19 protein-coding genes are annotated in these 17,968 nt (G+C 42.5%); 6 read left to right on the top strand and 13 right to left on the bottom strand.

Translation table 11 applies throughout. The features are described 5' to 3' along the window. Nucleotides 1-35: 35 nt before the first annotated feature. The 5 genes from CHJ_RS04205 to CHJ_RS04185 form a co-directional block, all read right to left on the bottom strand. Nucleotides 36-911 carry an alpha/beta hydrolase gene (locus CHJ_RS04205; protein WP_317918078.1) on the bottom strand — a complete coding sequence of 292 codons (876 nt, stop codon included), beginning with the start codon at nucleotides 909-911 and terminating at the stop codon, nucleotides 36-38. A 44-nt stretch (nucleotides 912-955) separates the two neighbouring features. Beyond that, entirely contained in the window at nucleotides 956-1,504 is a 549-nt protein-coding gene (locus CHJ_RS04200) for a Slp family lipoprotein (RefSeq protein ID WP_317916947.1), read from the bottom strand. A gap of 56 nt (nucleotides 1,505-1,560) precedes the next feature. Further along, nucleotides 1,561-1,857 carry a chromosome partitioning protein ParA gene (locus CHJ_RS04195; protein ID WP_171754302.1) on the bottom strand — a complete coding sequence of 99 codons (297 nt, stop codon included), beginning with the start codon at nucleotides 1,855-1,857 and terminating at the stop codon, nucleotides 1,561-1,563. Between the two features lie 94 nt (nucleotides 1,858-1,951). Beyond that, nucleotides 1,952-2,653, bottom strand: coding sequence for a tRNA (adenosine(37)-N6)-threonylcarbamoyltransferase complex dimerization subunit type 1 TsaB (tsaB, locus tag CHJ_RS04190; RefSeq protein ID WP_317916946.1), 702 nt, complete (start codon nucleotides 2,651-2,653; stop codon nucleotides 1,952-1,954). 33 nt (nucleotides 2,654-2,686) lie between these two features. Then, complete coding sequence (locus CHJ_RS04185) at nucleotides 2,687-4,606, bottom strand: ATP-dependent DNA helicase (protein ID WP_317916945.1); 1,920 nt, start codon at nucleotides 4,604-4,606, stop codon at nucleotides 2,687-2,689. Nucleotides 4,607-4,969: 363 nt separating this feature from the next. On the opposite strand from CHJ_RS04185, the gene purU reads away from it, so the two are divergent. Continuing rightward, complete coding sequence (gene purU / locus CHJ_RS04180) at nucleotides 4,970-5,806, top strand: formyltetrahydrofolate deformylase (protein WP_171754299.1); 837 nt, start codon at nucleotides 4,970-4,972, stop codon at nucleotides 5,804-5,806. 225 nt (nucleotides 5,807-6,031) lie between these two features. Then, nucleotides 6,032-6,469, top strand: coding sequence for a DUF2753 family protein (locus CHJ_RS04175; protein ID WP_171754298.1), 438 nt, complete (start codon nucleotides 6,032-6,034; stop codon nucleotides 6,467-6,469). A gap of 42 nt (nucleotides 6,470-6,511) precedes the next feature. Here CHJ_RS04175 and motY read toward each other — a convergent pair whose 3' ends face one another. Continuing rightward, nucleotides 6,512-7,393 (bottom strand): flagellar protein MotY, encoded by an 882-nt coding sequence (motY, locus tag CHJ_RS04170; protein WP_171754297.1) that lies wholly within the window; start codon nucleotides 7,391-7,393, stop codon nucleotides 6,512-6,514. Between the two features lie 329 nt (nucleotides 7,394-7,722). Between motY and rnt the strand changes: the two genes are divergently transcribed. After that, nucleotides 7,723-8,367: a ribonuclease T gene (gene rnt / locus CHJ_RS04165; protein ID WP_171754296.1), complete on the top strand. Its 645-nt coding sequence runs from the start codon at nucleotides 7,723-7,725 to the stop codon at nucleotides 8,365-8,367. 81 nt (nucleotides 8,368-8,448) lie between these two features. Further along, nucleotides 8,449-9,771: a Na+/H+ antiporter family protein gene (locus CHJ_RS04160; protein ID WP_171754295.1), complete on the top strand. Its 1,323-nt coding sequence runs from the start codon at nucleotides 8,449-8,451 to the stop codon at nucleotides 9,769-9,771. Between the two features lie 64 nt (nucleotides 9,772-9,835). Here CHJ_RS04160 and CHJ_RS04155 read toward each other — a convergent pair whose 3' ends face one another. Beyond that, the gene (locus CHJ_RS04155; RefSeq protein WP_171754294.1) at nucleotides 9,836-10,168 is read right to left on the bottom strand and encodes a Grx4 family monothiol glutaredoxin; all 333 of its coding nucleotides are present in this window, start codon (nucleotides 10,166-10,168) and stop codon (nucleotides 9,836-9,838) included. A 283-nt stretch (nucleotides 10,169-10,451) separates the two neighbouring features. Between CHJ_RS04155 and sodB the strand changes: the two genes are divergently transcribed. Beyond that, nucleotides 10,452-11,036 (top strand): superoxide dismutase [Fe], encoded by a 585-nt coding sequence (sodB, locus tag CHJ_RS04150; protein WP_171754293.1) that lies wholly within the window; start codon nucleotides 10,452-10,454, stop codon nucleotides 11,034-11,036. 91 nt (nucleotides 11,037-11,127) lie between these two features. Here sodB and CHJ_RS04145 read toward each other — a convergent pair whose 3' ends face one another. The 3 genes from CHJ_RS04145 to CHJ_RS04135 form a co-directional block, all read right to left on the bottom strand. Continuing rightward, the gene (locus tag CHJ_RS04145; protein ID WP_317916944.1) at nucleotides 11,128-11,568 is read right to left on the bottom strand and encodes a DUF411 domain-containing protein; all 441 of its coding nucleotides are present in this window, start codon (nucleotides 11,566-11,568) and stop codon (nucleotides 11,128-11,130) included. Nucleotides 11,569-11,648: 80 nt separating this feature from the next. Beyond that, nucleotides 11,649-11,936, bottom strand: a complete 288-nt coding sequence (locus CHJ_RS04140; protein WP_317916943.1) for a hypothetical protein — start codon at nucleotides 11,934-11,936, stop codon at nucleotides 11,649-11,651. A 178-nt stretch (nucleotides 11,937-12,114) separates the two neighbouring features. Beyond that, nucleotides 12,115-13,350 (bottom strand): MFS transporter, encoded by a 1,236-nt coding sequence (locus CHJ_RS04135; protein WP_317916942.1) that lies wholly within the window; start codon nucleotides 13,348-13,350, stop codon nucleotides 12,115-12,117. 385 nt (nucleotides 13,351-13,735) lie between these two features. Between CHJ_RS04135 and CHJ_RS04130 the strand changes: the two genes are divergently transcribed. Further along, a complete protein-coding gene (locus CHJ_RS04130) occupies nucleotides 13,736-14,911 on the top strand; it encodes a multidrug effflux MFS transporter (RefSeq protein ID WP_171754289.1) in 1,176 nt (391 codons plus the stop codon). Between the two features lie 237 nt (nucleotides 14,912-15,148). Here CHJ_RS04130 and CHJ_RS04125 read toward each other — a convergent pair whose 3' ends face one another. The 3 genes from CHJ_RS04125 to sucC all read right to left on the bottom strand — a co-directional run bounded on the left by CHJ_RS04125 (nucleotide 15,149) and on the right by sucC (nucleotide 17,851). After that, on the bottom strand, nucleotides 15,149-15,718 hold the full coding sequence (locus tag CHJ_RS04125; RefSeq protein ID WP_317916941.1) for an NnrU family protein: 570 nt from the start codon (nucleotides 15,716-15,718) through the stop codon (nucleotides 15,149-15,151). Nucleotides 15,719-15,812: 94 nt separating this feature from the next. Next, nucleotides 15,813-16,685, bottom strand: coding sequence for a succinate--CoA ligase subunit alpha (gene sucD / locus CHJ_RS04120; RefSeq protein ID WP_317916940.1), 873 nt, complete (start codon nucleotides 16,683-16,685; stop codon nucleotides 15,813-15,815). Beyond that, complete coding sequence (sucC, locus tag CHJ_RS04115; protein ID WP_317916939.1) at nucleotides 16,685-17,851, bottom strand: ADP-forming succinate--CoA ligase subunit beta; 1,167 nt, start codon at nucleotides 17,849-17,851, stop codon at nucleotides 16,685-16,687. The genes sucD and sucC overlap by 1 nt, the downstream gene beginning before the upstream one ends. Nucleotides 17,852-17,968 lie beyond the last annotated feature (117 nt).

Genomic DNA, 17,968 nt, shown 5'->3' with positions numbered 1-17,968 from the left:
ATATAAGTGGACGCACTAAAGTATTAAACAGTTGTTTAAATTTTGTTAACTAAATCCAAAATAATTTTCGATGTTAACTTAGGCTGTTGAATATGGCAGTGATGTCCACCAGACAAACGCTCAACCTTAACCTTTTGATTATTAATGTTTTCACCCTCTTCCAGATAGGATAAAACTTGTTCAGAGAGATAAGAAAAGCCTTCATCACCTAAAATGATGATCTGCGGACATGTTACACTTTTCATAAATGTGTCTGCATGCAAAAATGACATTCTATATAGTGAGTCAGCCTGAAGTTTTACATCATGCCGCCATTGCCATTTTTCGCCTTTAGCAAAACTCGCTCGCTCTACCAACGGGGATATTTGCTGCTCTGTTACGCCGTTCAGGTTTGCTCGCAAACTAACCATATCAGCCAGTGATGAAAACTCTCGTTGTCTCTTTTTAGCAATTTGTCTGCGGCTTAGAATGCCTTTTCGCAACCTTGCCACACTGTTATCTTCTTTCTCTGCCAAGGGTCCAAAGCCTTCAATCTGAATTAGCCCGTCAACCTGCTCAGGAAACGCAGCACTATAGCAGCAGCCTATTAACGCGCCAAGAGAATGGCCGACAATGATCAACTTATTGGCAGACAATTTGGCTAAAAGTTGATGAACGTCGTCAATATAGTCATGAAATGGATAAAAGTTGTCCGATTGTCGATGTGCCGATTTCCCATGCCCAGGCAGATCGATGGCAATGTAATGCACATTTGACCGTAGCGTCGCACACTCAGCCAATACCGAAGAGAAGCTGGCTGCATTGTCCAACCAACCGTGTAAAAAAACCACCGTTAGTTCGGCATCCGCCGCATGGCCCAGTTGTAGAGTCGCCAGTTCATAATTTGCCAGTTGTATGGTCTGCTCTCGAATCACTTTTTTTCCCTATCCCTAACGACTAATGACGCCTCTAAATACTATTTCAACTCTCTTACTACTCGGCCGGTATTCGATGAGGGGGAACTGCTTCGGCAATGTATCCCGCCCCAACACGGATGAAGAATACTACCGCTTTCATTAACGATAACTTTCTCCTCGATCCGCCATAGGTAATAGCTGGTCACATTAATAACCGGAAAATCCGTGTCAAAATCCCCTACCTTTCCCTGCTCAATGCCATCACTGACGCCAAGGAACGTCACCAATCTACCATTGGCCAATGACATAGATTCAACGTAGCCATCAATATAGGCGACATATCGTCCCGTTGGCTCTGAGAGCAAGTCTGGCCGACCTGAGCTGCTAATTGGCATGTTAACCATCTCAATACGAGTTTTGTCCGCTAAGTTGGTGACACTGGCCACTACTCCCCCAAGCCGAACCTCATTTGCGACATTAAGGTCAGTACCTTTCCACTGTGTAAAATCGGTTATGACATTTTTATTAGCAGTAGCAAGATTGTCAGGAAGAGAGGAGCAAGCGGAAAGAAAGAGAGTAAAAAATAGAACAAACGTTGCTTTATACATAGCTAGCCGCCTTTTAAATTAACTTGGGTCGTTTGACCTTTCAGATATTTTAGACCCTATATATACAGGTCAACGCCTATTAACTGGGCAAGTTCCTCTTTACGCGCTTGATTGAGTACATCCATATACTCTTCCATCGCTTTTCGTGATCCTCCCGGAGGAAGATCATATTGTATCTGTGCCCTTTCGATTTCAGATTCGTCTACATGGCGTATAGAGTGTGCAACAGCGTCTGCAACCTTAGTGGTTTGGGCAATTTGGCTTCTGTTTTGTTGTTTTTTAGCCGGGCTGTTTTTTTGTGCTTTGCTAGTATTTGCCACTGTTGTGGCAGGCAAACCGTTTATCATCACCATATATCACCTACCATTCATAACACGCGTTTAAAATCCTATTTGCCATACCGTTTTATTACATATCACCAGCTAAAATATGTCCGAATAAAACAAATTATTCACGTCCGGGCAGTTTTTTCCAAGCTACCTTATCTCTTAAGTAAACAGGGCTGGCTTGCTCAGCCGTTACCGTGTTGCCTTTTTGTAGCTCAAACTGCGCAAGAAAAGCAATATCTTCTGCTTCGGGGTAAAGTACATCACCCTCTTCAACAGAAATAGCCAATGATTCTAGTGATTGCTGATACGCTTGCCAGCCCGTCCCGGCTTGCGTCCAAGTCACATCGTCAGACTCTACTTGAGAAAGCAAATTTTCCGGTGCAATAACACACTCTTCATCAATCGCAATCCAATCGCCACTTTCTTGACGCTGGTATCTTCCCCAATAGACTTCACTCATTCTGGCATCAATAGCACAAGCGACAGATGCTTTAGCCTGTTTACGATACGTTGCTTGCGCCATGGTTTTTAACGTCGACACACCAATCATCGGTAAATCTGCACCAAATGCTAAACCTTGTGCAATACCAATGCCAATTCTTACACCAGTAAAACTGCCGGGACCTCGTCCAAAAGCAAGAGCATCAACGTCATTAAGGGTGAGCCCTGCTTCAGATAATACCTCGTCCACCATTGGTAATATTTTCTGTGTATGGCCACGCGGTGATACTTCACTACGGGTATAGCAGGTATTCCCCACCAATAATGCAACAGAACAGTTTTCAGTAGATGTGTCTAAGGCAAGAATTTTCGTACTCATGAATGTCTCAAATTTTTCGTTAGTTTGTTAAGTCTAATTAGCTAGGGTCTGTTCTAAAAACTGGGAGATCTGGCTCAGATCTCTGGTTCTCGGAATTGGCGGCAAACTCTGTAAAAACGTTCCACCGTAATCACGAGTGACCAACCGATTATCGCATATAATCAATGCGCCTCGATCTGTCTTGTCTCGTATCAAACGCCCTACCCCTTGTTTAAGGGTAATAACGGCATCCGGTAATTGAACCTGGGTAAAGGGTTCTCCGCCACTTATTCGACAATCCTCTATACGCGCTTTTAATAGTGGGTCATCAGGGGCAGTGAACGGCAATTTATCGATAATAACACAGCTTAAGCTGTCACCTCTAACGTCAATCCCTTCCCAAAAAGCTCCGGTGGCGACCAATAGAGCATTTCCTAGCTCCATAAATTCAGCCAATAACTTCTGTTTACTGGTTTCCCCCTGCATCAGCACTGGTACAGACAAATTGTCCCGAAAACCATCCGCCAACTCTTTCATCATACTGTGTGAAGTACAAAGGAAAAAGCAGCGGCCATTGTTTTTCTCTATAACAGGCGACAACATAGTCACTAGCTTTTTCGCCAAACCGGGACTGTTAGGCTCAGGGAGATACCTAGGCACGCACAGCTTTGCTTGAAGCTGATAATCGAACGGGCTAGGCAATGAAAACTGCTGAGGTGGTTGCAAACCCAACCGATGAGTAAAGTGACTAAAATCGTTAGAGACAGACAAGGTTGCAGAAGTAAAAATCCATGCACCAGGCTTGAGTTCGATTTGCTGGCTAAACTTATCCGCCACAGAAAGCGGTGTAATGTGAATACTAAAGTGACGGGGTGACGTATCAAACCAATATGAATATCCAGTTATTGAAACATCGCAAACGCGTTCTAAGCGTGACTTTAACAGCGTCGCTCTTTCAAACGCGGTATCGAGTAGCTGACTTCGCCCCAGAACCAACTTAAGTACTTCAATCGCCAACTCTAAGCCATCGAGTATACGTCTGACATTATTTTTGATTGGATCTGATTTTATTGCGTCACGCCAATTGCCACGAAAATGCTGTTCACCAAACACTATTCTCATGTCCATTGCTGACTGGCTTATGCGGGTCGCCACTTTTTCTAGTTGGCGCATATCTCGAGCTTCAGTTCGATAGCCAATTTCAATATCCTTAGCTAACTCTAACATCTGTCGACTAGAGACTGATTGACCAAAATACTGGCTAGCAATATCTGGTATTTGATGTGCTTCATCAAAGATAAACACATCGGCTTCAGGAATAAGTTCTCCAAAACCTGTCTCTTTGATGGCAAGATCGGCCATAAACAGATGATGGTTTACCACCACAACATCGGACTCTAATGCTCTTTTTCTCGCTTTTAATACAAAGCACTCTTGAAAACTTGGGCACTCTTTCCCTAAACAATTATCATTGGTCGAAGTAATAGATGATATAACTGGGCTGTCTTCCGCAATATCATCGCAGTCACCCAAATCACCCGTCTTGCTTTCCGATGACCAGCTACGAACCTTGATTAACTGAGTTAACATTGTTGGATCGGATTCGTTACTATGGCTCTCTACTAATTGTCGACTTAAACGGTCTAAACAGAGGTAATTTGAACGGCCTTTCAGCAAGGCTATCTGCCCAAAATAGCCTAAAGCGTCCACCATTAAAGGAAGGTCACGATGAAATAACTGCTCTTGAAGGTTTTTAGAGCCGGTACTAATGATGGTTTTTTTACCACTTAACAGCGCTGGAACCAAATATGCAAATGTTTTACCCGTCCCAGTTCCTGCTTCCACCACTAACTGAGATTTTTCCTTAATGGCTTTCTCTACAGCTTCTGCCATATCCAGTTGGGCTTGCCTAGGTTGAAAACCCGGAATGGCTTTTCCTAACGCACCCTCTGCCGAAAATGTTTTGTTCATCATCTATACTCAAGTAACCTCATGGGGCTTGTTCAGCGAGAATTCATTGGCAGCTCATCAATATGCTCTTTTCTGCGTCAGATAACCTTGAAAGGGAATGCCATTCCTTCGATTATCTTTCTTGAACTGAACCTGTTGATGCAGTTCTGAATCCTGCATCTTGAGGTCACTTGAGTGTAAATGCGACATTTTGCCAATCTTTAATGAAGCAGATTATGGCAGGTTTGTTAGGGTGACGCGATAATCAATCAAATTAATTTATTGAAACCAAATTAAGAATGGATTAATTATAGAGGTAACGAATATAACCAAGTAACCTCAAGGTGCTTGTTCAGCAAGAATTTATAAATACGGAAGTAACAGAAAATGGAAAAAAAGACTTTGCTCACTCACTGCAGTGACGCACCTGGCCTGATCGCTAAAATAACCAATATATGCTACAAGCATCAGCTCAATATTATTCATAACAATGAATTTGTTGATAACACCAATGGCCATTTTTTTATGCGAACAGAATTAGAGGGGATATTTAACGATGACACCTTTCTATTTGATCTAGACCAAGCACTACCACAAGGCACAAAGCGTTCGCTAGTAAGCTCAAAATCAAGAAAGAAAGTGGTTATTTTGGTGACCAAAGAGGCCCACTGCTTAGGGGACATTTTAATTAAGAGCTACGATGGCAGTTTAAATATTGATATTGCTGCGGTCGTTGGAAATTATGATGTTCTACAAAGCTTAACGGAAAAATTTGATATTCCGTACCACCATGTGGATCATCAAGGCCTCACTAGAGAAGAGCATGAAGAGAAAATGCTGGCGGTAATTGACTCTTACCAAGCCGATTATTTAGTACTGGCAAAATATATGCGAGTTCTGACACCACAATTTGTCGAAAAATATCATCATAAGATCATTAATATTCACCACAGCTTTTTGCCCGCTTTCATCGGTGCAAAACCCTACCAGCAAGCTTATGACCGCGGTGTAAAAATCATCGGTGCGACCGCGCATTTTGTGACTAATGACCTCGATGAGGGGCCAATTATTAAACAAGATGTTATCCCGGTAGATCATAACTTTAGCGCCAAAGATATGGCTCAAGCTGGACGGGATGTTGAAAAGAACATTTTAAGTCGCGCCATCAATAAAGTGGTGAACGATCATGTTTTTGTCAATGGCAACAAAACCGTTATTCTCTAGCCACAGCTTCTTCTAGCTTAATTCAATGCAGCGATACTGAGTCCATCGTGTCGCTGCTACATTACGCATTTACATGATAATAATTATCATTTACAATTCACTTTCATCAATATTTCACCTTAATTAAACCGAGTGTTAGTAATCAGTGACGATAATTGATCGTCACCCTTACTCATAAGTTTTAATCAACGGTATATCGCTAGTGAGTCGTAAAGGAGAGTTACCATGAGCATAGATAAATGGGAAGAACACACACTACTGGCCGATAGTGCACTACAGCAAAAAGATTACCTTCGTAGTATATTACATTACCAACAAGCACTTAATGTGTCGGATAAACTCATCGATGAAGAACAGGTTAATATTGATGATCTGCTGACCATTAATGTTATCTCTTGCCACAACTTAGCCAACTTCTGGCGTACAAATGGCGATCAAGAGTATGAGTTAAAATACCTACAGTTGGCATCAGAAAAATTATTGATGCTAGTACCGCAATGCCCACAAAAGTCATGTCACGCGTTTATCGATTCATTAGGCTGCTGCCAAAAAGCGCTAATCAATTTTATGAAAAGACACCCAGACACTAGCATCGCGCAAAGAGTTCAGCACATTAATACCGTTAGCAATTGCGAAATAATCGCTCGATTTAAACTGAACTAAGCTGAGATAAAAAATGCCGCCATTTGGCCGCATTTTAATATTCTATACTTGGGTTCTTCCGAGCGAGATAACCACCCTACGGTTTTTATCTTTACCAATAGGCGTCCCATTGTCTGCAATCGGGCGACGTTTACCATATCCTTGGATTTCGATTCTATTCCCCGGTAAACCAATAGACTTGAAGTAATCACGCAACACCACCGCTCTTCTTTCTGACAAACTTTGATTCGCAGTCTTGTCACCACTTGAATCGGTATAAGTCGAGATGAGCACTAAATCGATATCAGTATTGTATTTCACATATTCTGCTATCTGCGCTAAGCGTTTTTGCGATGCTTTATTTAACTGATCACTGTTGCGGTTGTAATGCAAAATAGTAAAAGAGATATCTTCAAAACTGTACGGCAATAACTGGCTGATACAGAGTGAAAATGCATTGTATTTATCTTGGAATGTAACCGACGATAACGCGACTTCAACGCGCTGATCTCGGCTAAGCCAATCAGAATAGCTGAAGGTAGGAGAACGACCTTTTTCTAGCTCAGACAAAATACTCCATGCGGTTTGTCCACCCACATAGCCATCGAACTGTTTAAAGAATTTCATCGTATTCATGCGATCAGCGCTCTCGCCTGCTCGCCATGAAGGTGGCATAGAAACCAAATTAACGCTGCGTGTCTCTCCCATTGGCCGACGCATTTTAAGCTCAAAATCTAAGTTGATTTTTTTGCTCGCAATCGAAGAAAACTCACCCTGACCATAATTGGGAATAGGATGAACAAGACGACACTCTAACGGTGTGTTCACCACCATTTGCCACTCAGATTGCTCAGGTGTTGCGGCATAACGGATCGACACCGCCTCTGATACCGGAGATATCATTGCTGATGACAAACATACACTTAACGCAATCAACTTTTTCATAATCATAAAACTCTTAAATAGCGACAACGGCATATCATTGCCGCCTTCTAGGAAAAAACGCTCCTTTCTCGCTCACTTTCTACAAATAGTCAGTACTTCTGGGTAGCCATTGCAAGAAGTTAGCCACAATTGGTAATAAACACACTGTCGTCATCAATTTAAGCTCGCTAGTCCCTCTTTTGTCGACTCTTATATCTTTAAAAACATTAACATCCATCCTACAAAAGAAAAATAGTTGCTATATCAGTAGATAGATTTGACTTTAACCATTTTGCTCTGAGTTAGAATCTGCAATAATGCGTGCCTTATCACATTTATAATTTTAAGACATGACAGTAGAAAACGAACAACTCACATTAAAAAAACGCTTTCGTGGTTATTTTCCCGTTGTTATTGATGTAGAGACCGCTGGATTTAATGCAAAAACCGATGCACTTTTGGAAATTTGTGCCGTCACATTAAAAATGGACGACAATGGAGACCTTCATCCAGCCTCAACCATTCACTTTCATGTCACACCATTTGAAGGAGCGAATCTTGAAAAAGAAGCTCTGGAGTTTAATGGCATCAGAGATCCTTTTAGCCCACTACGCGGTGCGGTAACAGAAAGCGAAGCGCTAAAAGAGATCTATAAACTGGTACGAAAAGAACAGAAGCAAGCCGATTGTAGCCGTGCAATCATGGTTGCTCACAATGCTAACTTCGATCATAGCTTTGTTATGCAAGCGAGCGAACGCAGCGCATTAAAACGAGTCCCTTTTCATCCCTTTGCTACTTTTGATACCGCTGCATTAAGTGGTCTTGCTTATGGTCAAACCGTTTTGGCCAAAGCATGTAAAACAGCCGGGATGGATTTTGACAATAAAGAAGCCCACTCTGCACTATACGATACACAAAAAACAGCAGAGTTATTTTGCGGAATTGTAAATAAATGGAAAGCCCTTGGCGGCTGGCCATTAGTCGATTCCGAATAACAATAAATCGAGCCATCTCGCTTATTTTATAGGCCATAGTGGTTTGAACAAATAAACAAACACAACCCAATCGAGAATAATATGAATCCGGTAGTAATCTCAGTATGTATCATGCTGCTACTGGCACTAATGAGAGTCAACGTTGTCGTTGCGCTTACCTTTAGTGCTATTGTTGGTGGCATAGTGTCAGGTATGAGCCTGAACGAATCAATCTCTGCATTTGAAAGTGGTTTAGGCGGTGGTGCAACTATCGCATTGAGCTACGCGATGTTAGGTACATTTGCAGTGGCCATTTCTAAATCTGGTTTAACTGACCTTCTAGCACAAAACGTTATTAAGCGTATTCATGGCAATGAAAATGCTGCTGCGTCAACAGGGCTAAAGTACCTAATCATTTGTGCATTAGTACTTGTGACTATGTCTTCACAAAACGTCATCCCTGTTCATATCGCCTTTATTCCAATTTTAATTCCACCTCTTCTGGGCGTTTTTGCAAAACTGAAACTGGACCGTCGACTGATCGCATGTGTACTCACATTCGGTTTGGTGACCCCTTATATGGTATTGCCAATCGGCTTTGGTGGTATTTTCTTAAACAACATTTTGCTTAAGAACTTACACGACAATGGCCTTCCAGAAGTTGTTGCTAGCCAAGTTCCAACCGCGATGCTACTACCCGGTTTAGGTATGATTTCAGGACTCCTGTTTGCGATATTTTTCTCCTATCGTAAACCTCGCGAATATAAAGAGACCGAGCTAACAACCGTTCACAGTGAAGTTAGCATAGATAAGCGCAATATTATGGTGGCTCTTGTTGCCATTGCTGCGGCTCTAGGTGCACAGTTGAGCACTGGTTCGATGATTATTGGTGGTTTAGCTGGCTTTATGGTGTTCACATTTGGAGGTGTGATTAAATATAAAGAGACACACGATGTCTTCACCAAAGGTGTACATATGATGGCGATGATCGGTTTTATCATGATCTCTGCCGCAGGTTTTGCCGCTGTGATGAAACAGAGCGGTGGCGTAGAAACGTTAGTTGAAGCACTTGCGACCAGCATAGGTGACAACAAAGCGTTAGCTGCGTTACTTATGCTTATCGTGGGATTATTGGTCACCATGGGCATCGGTTCTTCTTTCTCAACCATCCCTATTCTGGCAACCATTTATGTACCATTGGCTGCTGCTTTTGGTTTCTCTCCAATGGCAACTATTGCTCTGGTAGGTACTGCTGCGGCTCTAGGTGACGCAGGTTCACCGGCTTCCGACTCAACCCTTGGTCCAACATCCGGACTCAACGCTGACGGCCAACACGAGCACGTATGGGAAACGGTAGTCCCTACATTTATCCACTACAATATTCCATTAATTGTATTTGGATGGATTGCTGCGATGGTGCTGTAACACGACGCCATATAACAGACATAAAAAACCCGGCCAGTAGCCGGGTTTTCTTTTGCAGCAATATCTACTCTGCGTCTTCAATCTTAGCAGCCGCTTCTTTAATCAATGGCTGAAGCTCACCTTTTTGGAACATCTCCAAAATAATGTCACAACCACCAATTAGCTCACCTTCAATCCATAATTGTGGGAATGTAGGCCACTGTGCATAAGCAGGTAATTCAGCACGAATATCTGGGTTTTGTAGGATGTCTACATAAGCAAACTTTTCACCACACGCCATAAGCGCTTGAGATGCCTGAGATGAAAAACCACAGCTTGGTAGTTTAGGGGATCCCTTCATATATAAAAGGATAGCGTTCTCTTCCAGCTGTTTCTTAATTTTATCGATCGTTTCCATTGTGTTCTCACATGACTTTTACTTCACTTCAGGCTCTCATTCTACGTATTTATACAAGAATAAAAAGCACAATATCTGTAGGGTTAACTATACTAAACTAGCTTCATTAGTTAAGCCTAGAGAGCAGTAACCTGATAAATAAATGATTTTTTTTTGTTAATAGGGTTTTAATAAAGTAAAAACTTGATAAAATACCTACAAGTCAGTCATTTTGACGAATAATTACAATTAATTGGAAGCAATAGAAAGAGGTAACTCTTTCAAATCAATGGAGAATACGGCAATGGCATTTGAACTACCTGCACTTCCTTATGCAAAAGATGCACTAGAACCACATATCTCAGCTGAGACACTAGATTTTCACCACGGTAAACATCACAACACCTACGTAGTGAAACTAAATGGTCTTATCCCAGGAACTGAGTTTGAAAACAAATCACTAGAAGAGATCGTTAAAACTTCTACTGGTGGCGTATTTAACAACGCAGCTCAGATTTGGAACCACACTTTCTACTGGCACTGTCTAGCGCCAAACGCAGGTGGCGAACCAACAGGTGCCGTAGCAGAAGCGATTAACGCTGCATTCGGTTCATTTGATGAGTTCAAAGCGAAGTTCACTGATTCAGCGATTAACAACTTTGGTTCTTCTTGGACTTGGTTGGTTAAGAAAGCAGATGGTTCTTTGGATATTGTTAACACATCTAATGCAGCGACTCCGCTAACAGAAGAAGGCATCACTCCTCTACTAACAGTAGACCTTTGGGAGCACGCTTACTACATTGACTACCGCAATGTACGTCCTGATTACATGAATGGTTTCTGGGCACTAGTTAACTGGGCATTTGTTGCTGAAAACTTAGCGAAATAAGCTCAATTTAACAAATAGATAAAGCTGGCGATGACTTATATGTTCGCCAGCTTTTTTATTGCTTACTGCACACTAAACTGTGCTCTAAAGACTAATATTGCGTATAGATTGTTGTGTTGCCATGACGATCAAAAGCCACCACATCAAACCCTTTATACTGCCCTTCTATACCAGCCATCCCGGGAGAATGCGCAGGCATGCCAGGCGCAGATAGCCCAACAATACCTTCTGGCTTTTCTGCCAATAAACGAGCGATATCAGCCTCAGGTACATGGCCTTCTATCAAGTAGCCATCAATAACGGCACTGTGACAAGAGACCAGTTGCGAAGGCAGCTTATGTTGCTGTTTAATGTCGTTCCATTGCTGCTGATGATGCACCTTAACCTGATAACCTTTCTCTTCAAGTATGTTCATCCATTGCGTACAGCAACCGCAACTTGGTGACTTATATAAGTCAACCATAGCGTTGGCGAGTACTCCTGTACTAAATAGGCATGTCGATAGAATAACGGCGGTTAGTTTACGTTTCATTTCTCTCTCCAAATACTGGAAATTCTGTTGATCTGTATAGCGACCAAACTCAGTTGTGGTGCTTTACGACTATAAAAATATCAAGCGACGAACAGAATGGGAGGGCGTAAATATCGGCTTTCATAGCCTGTTAAAACGTTTTTTTGAGAGATAATAAATGGCAGACGAACATACAGAATATTACCACTAAGTAAGCAGCAAGTTGACATCATTGGATAAGCGTTGGGAGTGATACAACAAGCCATGTTAGCGGCTTTTAGCATAGTGTCGCAATGAACACCATCAGCCGCAGCAGCAAGCTCTGCACAATCTACATGATGTGATTCCAACGTGGTACTCGCACCATTAACATCCAATAGACTTGCCATGGCTACCCTTGTTTGGCTCGCCATTATAACGCTCAATGTTAGTATGAATAAAAACAAACCACTAAGCCATTTAGCCATCGGTGGTCTGTTGCAGTTTCGTTTCATAGCTATCTTTGTCTATTAAGATATACACACGTTAAACGCTAACCTAAGGGTAAGGTCAACTGTTTTGTGCTTATTAGCCATTATTTTTGTTAAACCCGCTATGAATAAACGAACGCTGTGCTGGTAAAACCATTAAGGCAACAACAACCATCACCACTGCCAACATGCCGAAAAATGACTTATCTGACCATCCCATCTCAATAAAGAGGCCAAATATCCATGGAGCCGCAGCGGTAGAAAGAATCATTAATGAAGTCATCATGGAGCGAATAGCACCAATATGCTCAGTACCATACACCTCAGCCCAAAGCGCGTTAATGACAGGTCCAGATGCGCCAATACCAAGCCCAAACAGGGTCATAAACAACATAGCCGACCAACTTTGGTTAAAGTAGGCCAATACTGCAAGGCCACTGATAAGTGGCAACATAAAGTAAGCGAGTAAGCGCTTAGCTCCGTACTTATCTACCAAGGTTCCTGCAATCATGGAACTTACCCAGTGCATGATTCCGTATGCAACAAAGCTATTTGCCAGTAAGGTAGGCGACCACACTTTTTGCGTTAATAAAAAGTTTTGTTGAATAAAAACACCCGTTACTACAAAAGGAGCAGCTAATGTTGAAGGTAAAATAGACCAGAAACGCCAATCTGATAGTACTTCTCGTCGACCACTCTTATTTACACCTGTCACTTTTGCTCGCGCCGTTTTGGCTAAGATTTTGACTTGATCGGTTTTAGACAATAAGTAATAAGCGATGGGAAGGTATATGAATACCACTACAGCAGATAACGCCAACCAACTGCTGCGCCAGCCTAACCAGCCAATCAAAATAACCACCAAGGTGGGCAATATTACTTCACCAATAGCCACGCCACTTCCCGCAATACTGATAGCTTTGCCCCGCTGATGAGTGTAACAACGGATCATAGTTGTCTGTGCGGTATGCGGCAGCAAGCCCTGACCAGTCAGCCTTAGTAGATAAAATGCAAAAAAGAGCATGATTGGAGAGGCAACATTTGCCATTGCCAAGCAGGCACTCGCCAAGACGAACGCAACTAACGTGGTAAAACGACGAACCGCCCAGCGATCCACCATACCACCAACAAACATAATGGTAATGCTACTACACAGCGTCGCAATCGCGTATGTCATACCATAATCAATAGCAGATATAGAGAGATCTCTTTGAATATCCGCGCCAAACCAGCTAAGGAAAAAAGACTGTCCCAAGTTACCTGCAAAAACGGTAAGGAGACCAAATGATAGTAGAGGCCATTGCTGACCAATAAAATAACGATAACTGTTCATATTTCTCATTTTTTATTTATGCCGAGCCTGACGACACTAGGCTAAAATGCGAGTGTTCAAGCGCCACACGAATTGTCACGCGAATTATCTATAAGAAACCACGGCTAGATGGGCTGCATTAAGCTTAAAAAATCAGAAAATTGCAATCAAAATTATAGATTTTCCACTTATTTCAGCCGTTATCTCTTCCCCATCACTTCACCAGAAATCACACTGCTCTCGCTAAACATGCCGCGTAAAATTACTTGTGTATAATCAAAATTCATATTCAAATTAGTGTATACTGATGCAGCTGAACCCCGCTGAGCAAATCAAACAATTCCAATATTAAGCTCATGGTATTACTCCGGTAAATGTCTCCACCGTTATTCAATTTGGATTATCAATGTCATCGGTTTTTAAATGGAAACCCGTTTTACTCGCTTGCCTCATAGTGAGTATCGGTCAATTTAGCATGGGACTCGTTTTCCCTTCATTGCCATGGATCGCGCAAGATTTTTCAATCAGTTCTGATCAAGCTCAGTTGCTTATTTCAATCTACTTACTTGGTTTTGGTCCATCTCAATTTCTTTATGGCCCTATTTCTGACGCGCTGGGGAGAAAACCGGTATTGCTGACAGGGTTAACACTTGCACTTATTGGCTTAACATTGGCGATATTTGCTAGCCAATCATTTGAAATGCTGGTACTTGGTCGGTTTATTCAAGGACTTGGTGCTGGATGCTGCGCGGTGCTATCTCGCGCTTCACTGCGTGACTCTTATGATCAACACGAGCTACCAAAGGCATTATCATGGGTTGCAATTGTTGCGTCATTTACCCCCATTATCGCTCCTGTATTAGGTGGTTTTATTAACCATAGCTTTGGCTGGCTGGCGGTATTTATCTCACTTTTTTCTTATATCTTAACGTTACTCGTCTCTTTGCTGTTTCTATTTTCAGAAACACTGCCAGCGAAACAGCCGTTACCAAACCCAAAGACGATACTGACAACATATCAGCAGTTAATTCAATCTAAGTACTTCTTAAGTTTTGCCAGCCTAGGTTGGTATAATTTTAGCTTGGTTGTACTTTCTATCTCTGTCATGCCTTTCATTATGCAGATTCATATAGGCATGACCTCTGATCAATATGCGGTTTGGGCGCTGATTCCTGCTTTCGGTTTATTGGCTGGCGGTTTTACCTGTAATCGACTCCGTCCCATTATTGGTAGTAAGAGGATGCTCTACCTAGTACCCGTGGTGCATCTTAGCGCCGCAATCTGGTTAATCATTGCCCCTCTTCACCCTGCCGCCATGATGGCAGGTCAGTTTGTGTTAAACATGGGCAATGGCATGGCGTTTCCTTGCGCCCAATCTCAGCTGTTAATCCCTTATAAAAGAAAGGCTGGCTCCGTTGCGGCATTATCTGGCGGGGGACAGATGATATTCTCTGCTTTATCAAGTATGTTGCTGGTGAAAATAGGCATAAGTGAAGCGTGGCATTTGGGCGTGGTTATTATGGTTTTTGCTACTCTTAGCAGCATTAGCATGCGAGCTGGATTTGCATCTAAACCGGTATAATAAGACAGGTATAAAAAAGAGATGTTGAATAACATCTCTTAATCATTATCACGTTAGACGTCGCTAGGATCTGTTGACCTTTCCAATATATTTTTGCCGCTTTTTGTTGGTGTTTATACAAGGCAGCGTCTATGCCGTGTAGCCAACGACACAATCAGGCGATAACGCTGTAGAAAATGCCAACAAATGCTGCCCGAAGGGTTCATCTAAAAGCGTCCTGAGCTGTGTTATGGATCATTAACCAAGCAATGGCATACCGATTAGCATTCCATGCAGAGAGAATAACAGTGCCACAGTTGCGCCAAGCCCAATAACAATGGCAATCACATCGTTTATTCCCGCAGGTTTAAGACCAGGCAGCGGACGTTGTGAACGTTTTTTCATCGAAATTCTATCAACCACAGCCCAAGCTAAGAAAGCACCAAATAGCACGATATCCGCCAGAGTGCCATTCACTAATAGATGGCTAAGAGCCCAAATTTTAACCGCCACCAATTGTGGATGCTTGAGAGTTTGGCTAATTCTTCCAGGGAAGTAAGGCGCAACAAAAAAAATCATCGCAGGCAGCATTAACAAAAAGGCCAGATGTCTAAGCCACAAAGGTGCATTATAAACAATCACAGGATCCAGTCGTGCAGCGGCATACCCTTTCGCTATTAAAATCACCCCAAGCAAAGAGACAATTGAGTAAAATGCTTTCCACCCTAGTGCACTTTTTGCCGCCATACTATCGCGGAATGAGACAGAAATAATCGAAACAGAATGTATTCCCAAAAATAGCAGCAACCCTAATACCAACATTGTCATTTAATTGTTTCCTTTTAATTATTTTAATTATCAACAAGACATAAAAAAGCCCAGATATTACTCTGAGCTTTTCGTCGTCAAATGGCAGTTATGTTTACCAACCTGTCACTTCACGTAGTGCTGAACCGATATCCGCTAAACTTTTTACCGTTTTAACGCCTGCCGCTTCTAATGCAGCAAATTTATCTTCAGCCGTTCCTTTACCGCCAGAGATAATTGCCCCAGCGTGACCCATTCGTTTACCAGGAGGTGCCGTAACACCAGCGATATAAGAAACAACAGGTTTAGTGACATTATCTTTAATAAATGCCGCAGCTTCCTCTTCTGCTGTACCACCAATCTCACCGATCATTACGATGGCTTCTGTTTCTGGATCTTCTTGGAACAGTTTCAGGATGTCGATAAAGTTAGAACCCGGGATAGGGTCACCACCAATACCAACACACGTAGACTGGCCAAAGCCTTCATCCGTCGTCTGCTTAACTGCTTCATAAGTTAATGTACCAGAACGAGAAACAATACCCACTTTACCTTTCTTATGAATGTGACCCGGCATGATGCCAATTTTACATTCATCAGGAGTAATAACACCTGGGCAGTTAGGACCAATCATGACCACACCAGCTTCATCAAGAAGTACTTTAACATCCAGTAAGTCTAATGTTGGAATGCCTTCGGTAATAGTTACGATAAGCTTAATGCCTGCATCGATAGCTTCAAGAATGGCATCTTTGCAGAACGGTGCTGGTACATAAATGACCGATGCTGTAGCACCTGTCTCTTCAACGGCATCACGTACCGTATTGAAAACAGGTAGTCCTAAGTGAGTTTGACCGCCTTTACCCGGAGATACACCACCCACCATTTGTGTTCCGTAGTCAATCGCTTGCTCTGAGTGGAACGTACCCTGTCCACCAGTGAAACCTTGGCAGATAACTTTAGTATTTTTATCAATTAATACAGACATTATTTGCCCTCCGCTGCAGCAACTACTTTTTCTGCGGCTTCTTTTAGGGAATTCGCAGCAATGATGTTCAATCCACTTTCGGCTAATTTCTTCGAGCCTAATGGGGCATTGTTACCTTCTAATCGAACAACAACAGGGACTTTTACACCAACCTCTTCTACTGCACCGATAATACCGTCTGCAATAAGATCACAGCGAACTATTCCGCCGAAGATATTCACTAGAACGGCTTTTACATTATCGTCAGACAGGATGATCTTAAATGCTTCGGTCACGCGCTCTTTCGTCGCGCCGCCGCCCACATCTAGGAAGTTTGCAGGTTGGCCACCATGCAAGTTAACGATATCCATCGTACCCATCGCTAGGCCGGCACCGTTAACCATACAACCAATGCTGCCATCAAGTGCAACATAGTTCAGCTCCCACTGTGCGGCATGAGCTTCACGCTCATCTTCTTGTGAAGGATCGTGCATTTCACGAAGTTTAGGCTGACGATACATAGCATTGGAATCAATGTTAATCTTGCCATCAAGACATAGTAGATTGCCTTCACCAGTGATCACCAATGGGTTGATTTCTAGCAGAGCTAAATCATATTGAGCAAACATGTTGCCCAGACCCATGAAGATCTTAGTAAACTGCTTAATTTGATCCCCTTCAAGACCCAATTTAAACGCCAGCTCTCTACCTTGGTACGCTTGTGGACCAACCAACGGATCAATTGCCGCTTTATGGATTAGCTCTGGAGTCTCTTCAGCTACTTTTTCAATCTCAACGCCACCTTCAGTCGAGGCCATAAAGACGATGCGACGGGTAGAACGATCGACTACAGCACCAAGATAGAGCTCATTGGCGATGTTAGATGCTTCTTCAACCAAAATCTTTGTAACAGGCTGTCCATTGGCATCTGTTTGATAAGTCACTAAGTTCTTACCTAGCCACTTTTGAGCAAAGGCTTTAACACCATCTTTAGTGTCGTGCAGTTCAACACCACCAGCTTTACCACGTCCACCTGCGTGCACTTGGCATTTAACGACTTTTTTCTCGGTACTTATGCGGCCAGCTGCTTCAAATGCTTCTTGTGGAGTATCACAAGCAAAGCCTTCTGGGACAGGCAAACCGAACTCAGCAAACAGCTGTTTGGCTTGATATTCATGCAAATTCATTACGCTATTCCGTATGTTTATCCCTTGGGGGAATTATTATTTCCATTAAGGTTCACCTAATTCATTTAGGGACCTTTACCTTTTGAGGTACTTTTAACTAGCCGTTATTGGATAACT

This window comes from Vibrio sp. MACH09 (assembly GCF_033238805.1).
In the GTDB taxonomy this organism is placed as follows: Bacteria; Pseudomonadota; Gammaproteobacteria; order Enterobacterales; family Vibrionaceae; genus Vibrio.
This window is presented reverse-complemented; position numbering and strand designations above follow the sequence as displayed.

Coding starts and splice junctions, on each gene's coding strand:
- CHJ_RS04200 (WP_317916947.1), bottom strand. CDS start 1,504: ATGTATAAAGCAACGTTTGTTCTATTTTTTACTCTCTTTCTTTCCGCT.
- CHJ_RS04195 (WP_171754302.1), bottom strand. CDS start 1,857: ATGGTGATGATAAACGGTTTGCCTGCCACAACAGTGGCAAATACTAGC.
- tsaB (WP_317916946.1), bottom strand. CDS start 2,653: ATGAGTACGAAAATTCTTGCCTTAGACACATCTACTGAAAACTGTTCT.
- CHJ_RS04185 (WP_317916945.1), bottom strand. CDS start 4,606: ATGATGAACAAAACATTTTCGGCAGAGGGTGCGTTAGGAAAAGCCATT.
- purU (WP_171754299.1), top strand. CDS start 4,970: ATGGAAAAAAAGACTTTGCTCACTCACTGCAGTGACGCACCTGGCCTG.
- CHJ_RS04175 (WP_171754298.1), top strand. CDS start 6,032: ATGAGCATAGATAAATGGGAAGAACACACACTACTGGCCGATAGTGCA.
- motY (WP_171754297.1), bottom strand. CDS start 7,393: ATGAAAAAGTTGATTGCGTTAAGTGTATGTTTGTCATCAGCAATGATA.
- rnt (WP_171754296.1), top strand. CDS start 7,723: ATGACAGTAGAAAACGAACAACTCACATTAAAAAAACGCTTTCGTGGT.
- CHJ_RS04160 (WP_171754295.1), top strand. CDS start 8,449: ATGAATCCGGTAGTAATCTCAGTATGTATCATGCTGCTACTGGCACTA.
- CHJ_RS04155 (WP_171754294.1), bottom strand. CDS start 10,168: ATGGAAACGATCGATAAAATTAAGAAACAGCTGGAAGAGAACGCTATC.
- sodB (WP_171754293.1), top strand. CDS start 10,452: ATGGCATTTGAACTACCTGCACTTCCTTATGCAAAAGATGCACTAGAA.
- CHJ_RS04145 (WP_317916944.1), bottom strand. CDS start 11,568: ATGAAACGTAAACTAACCGCCGTTATTCTATCGACATGCCTATTTAGT.
- CHJ_RS04140 (WP_317916943.1), bottom strand. CDS start 11,936: ATGGCAAGTCTATTGGATGTTAATGGTGCGAGTACCACGTTGGAATCA.
- CHJ_RS04135 (WP_317916942.1), bottom strand. CDS start 13,350: ATGAACAGTTATCGTTATTTTATTGGTCAGCAATGGCCTCTACTATCA.
- CHJ_RS04130 (WP_171754289.1), top strand. CDS start 13,736: ATGTCATCGGTTTTTAAATGGAAACCCGTTTTACTCGCTTGCCTCATA.
- CHJ_RS04125 (WP_317916941.1), bottom strand. CDS start 15,718: ATGACAATGTTGGTATTAGGGTTGCTGCTATTTTTGGGAATACATTCT.
- sucD (WP_317916940.1), bottom strand. CDS start 16,685: ATGTCTGTATTAATTGATAAAAATACTAAAGTTATCTGCCAAGGTTTC.
- sucC (WP_317916939.1), bottom strand. CDS start 17,851: ATGAATTTGCATGAATATCAAGCCAAACAGCTGTTTGCTGAGTTCGGT.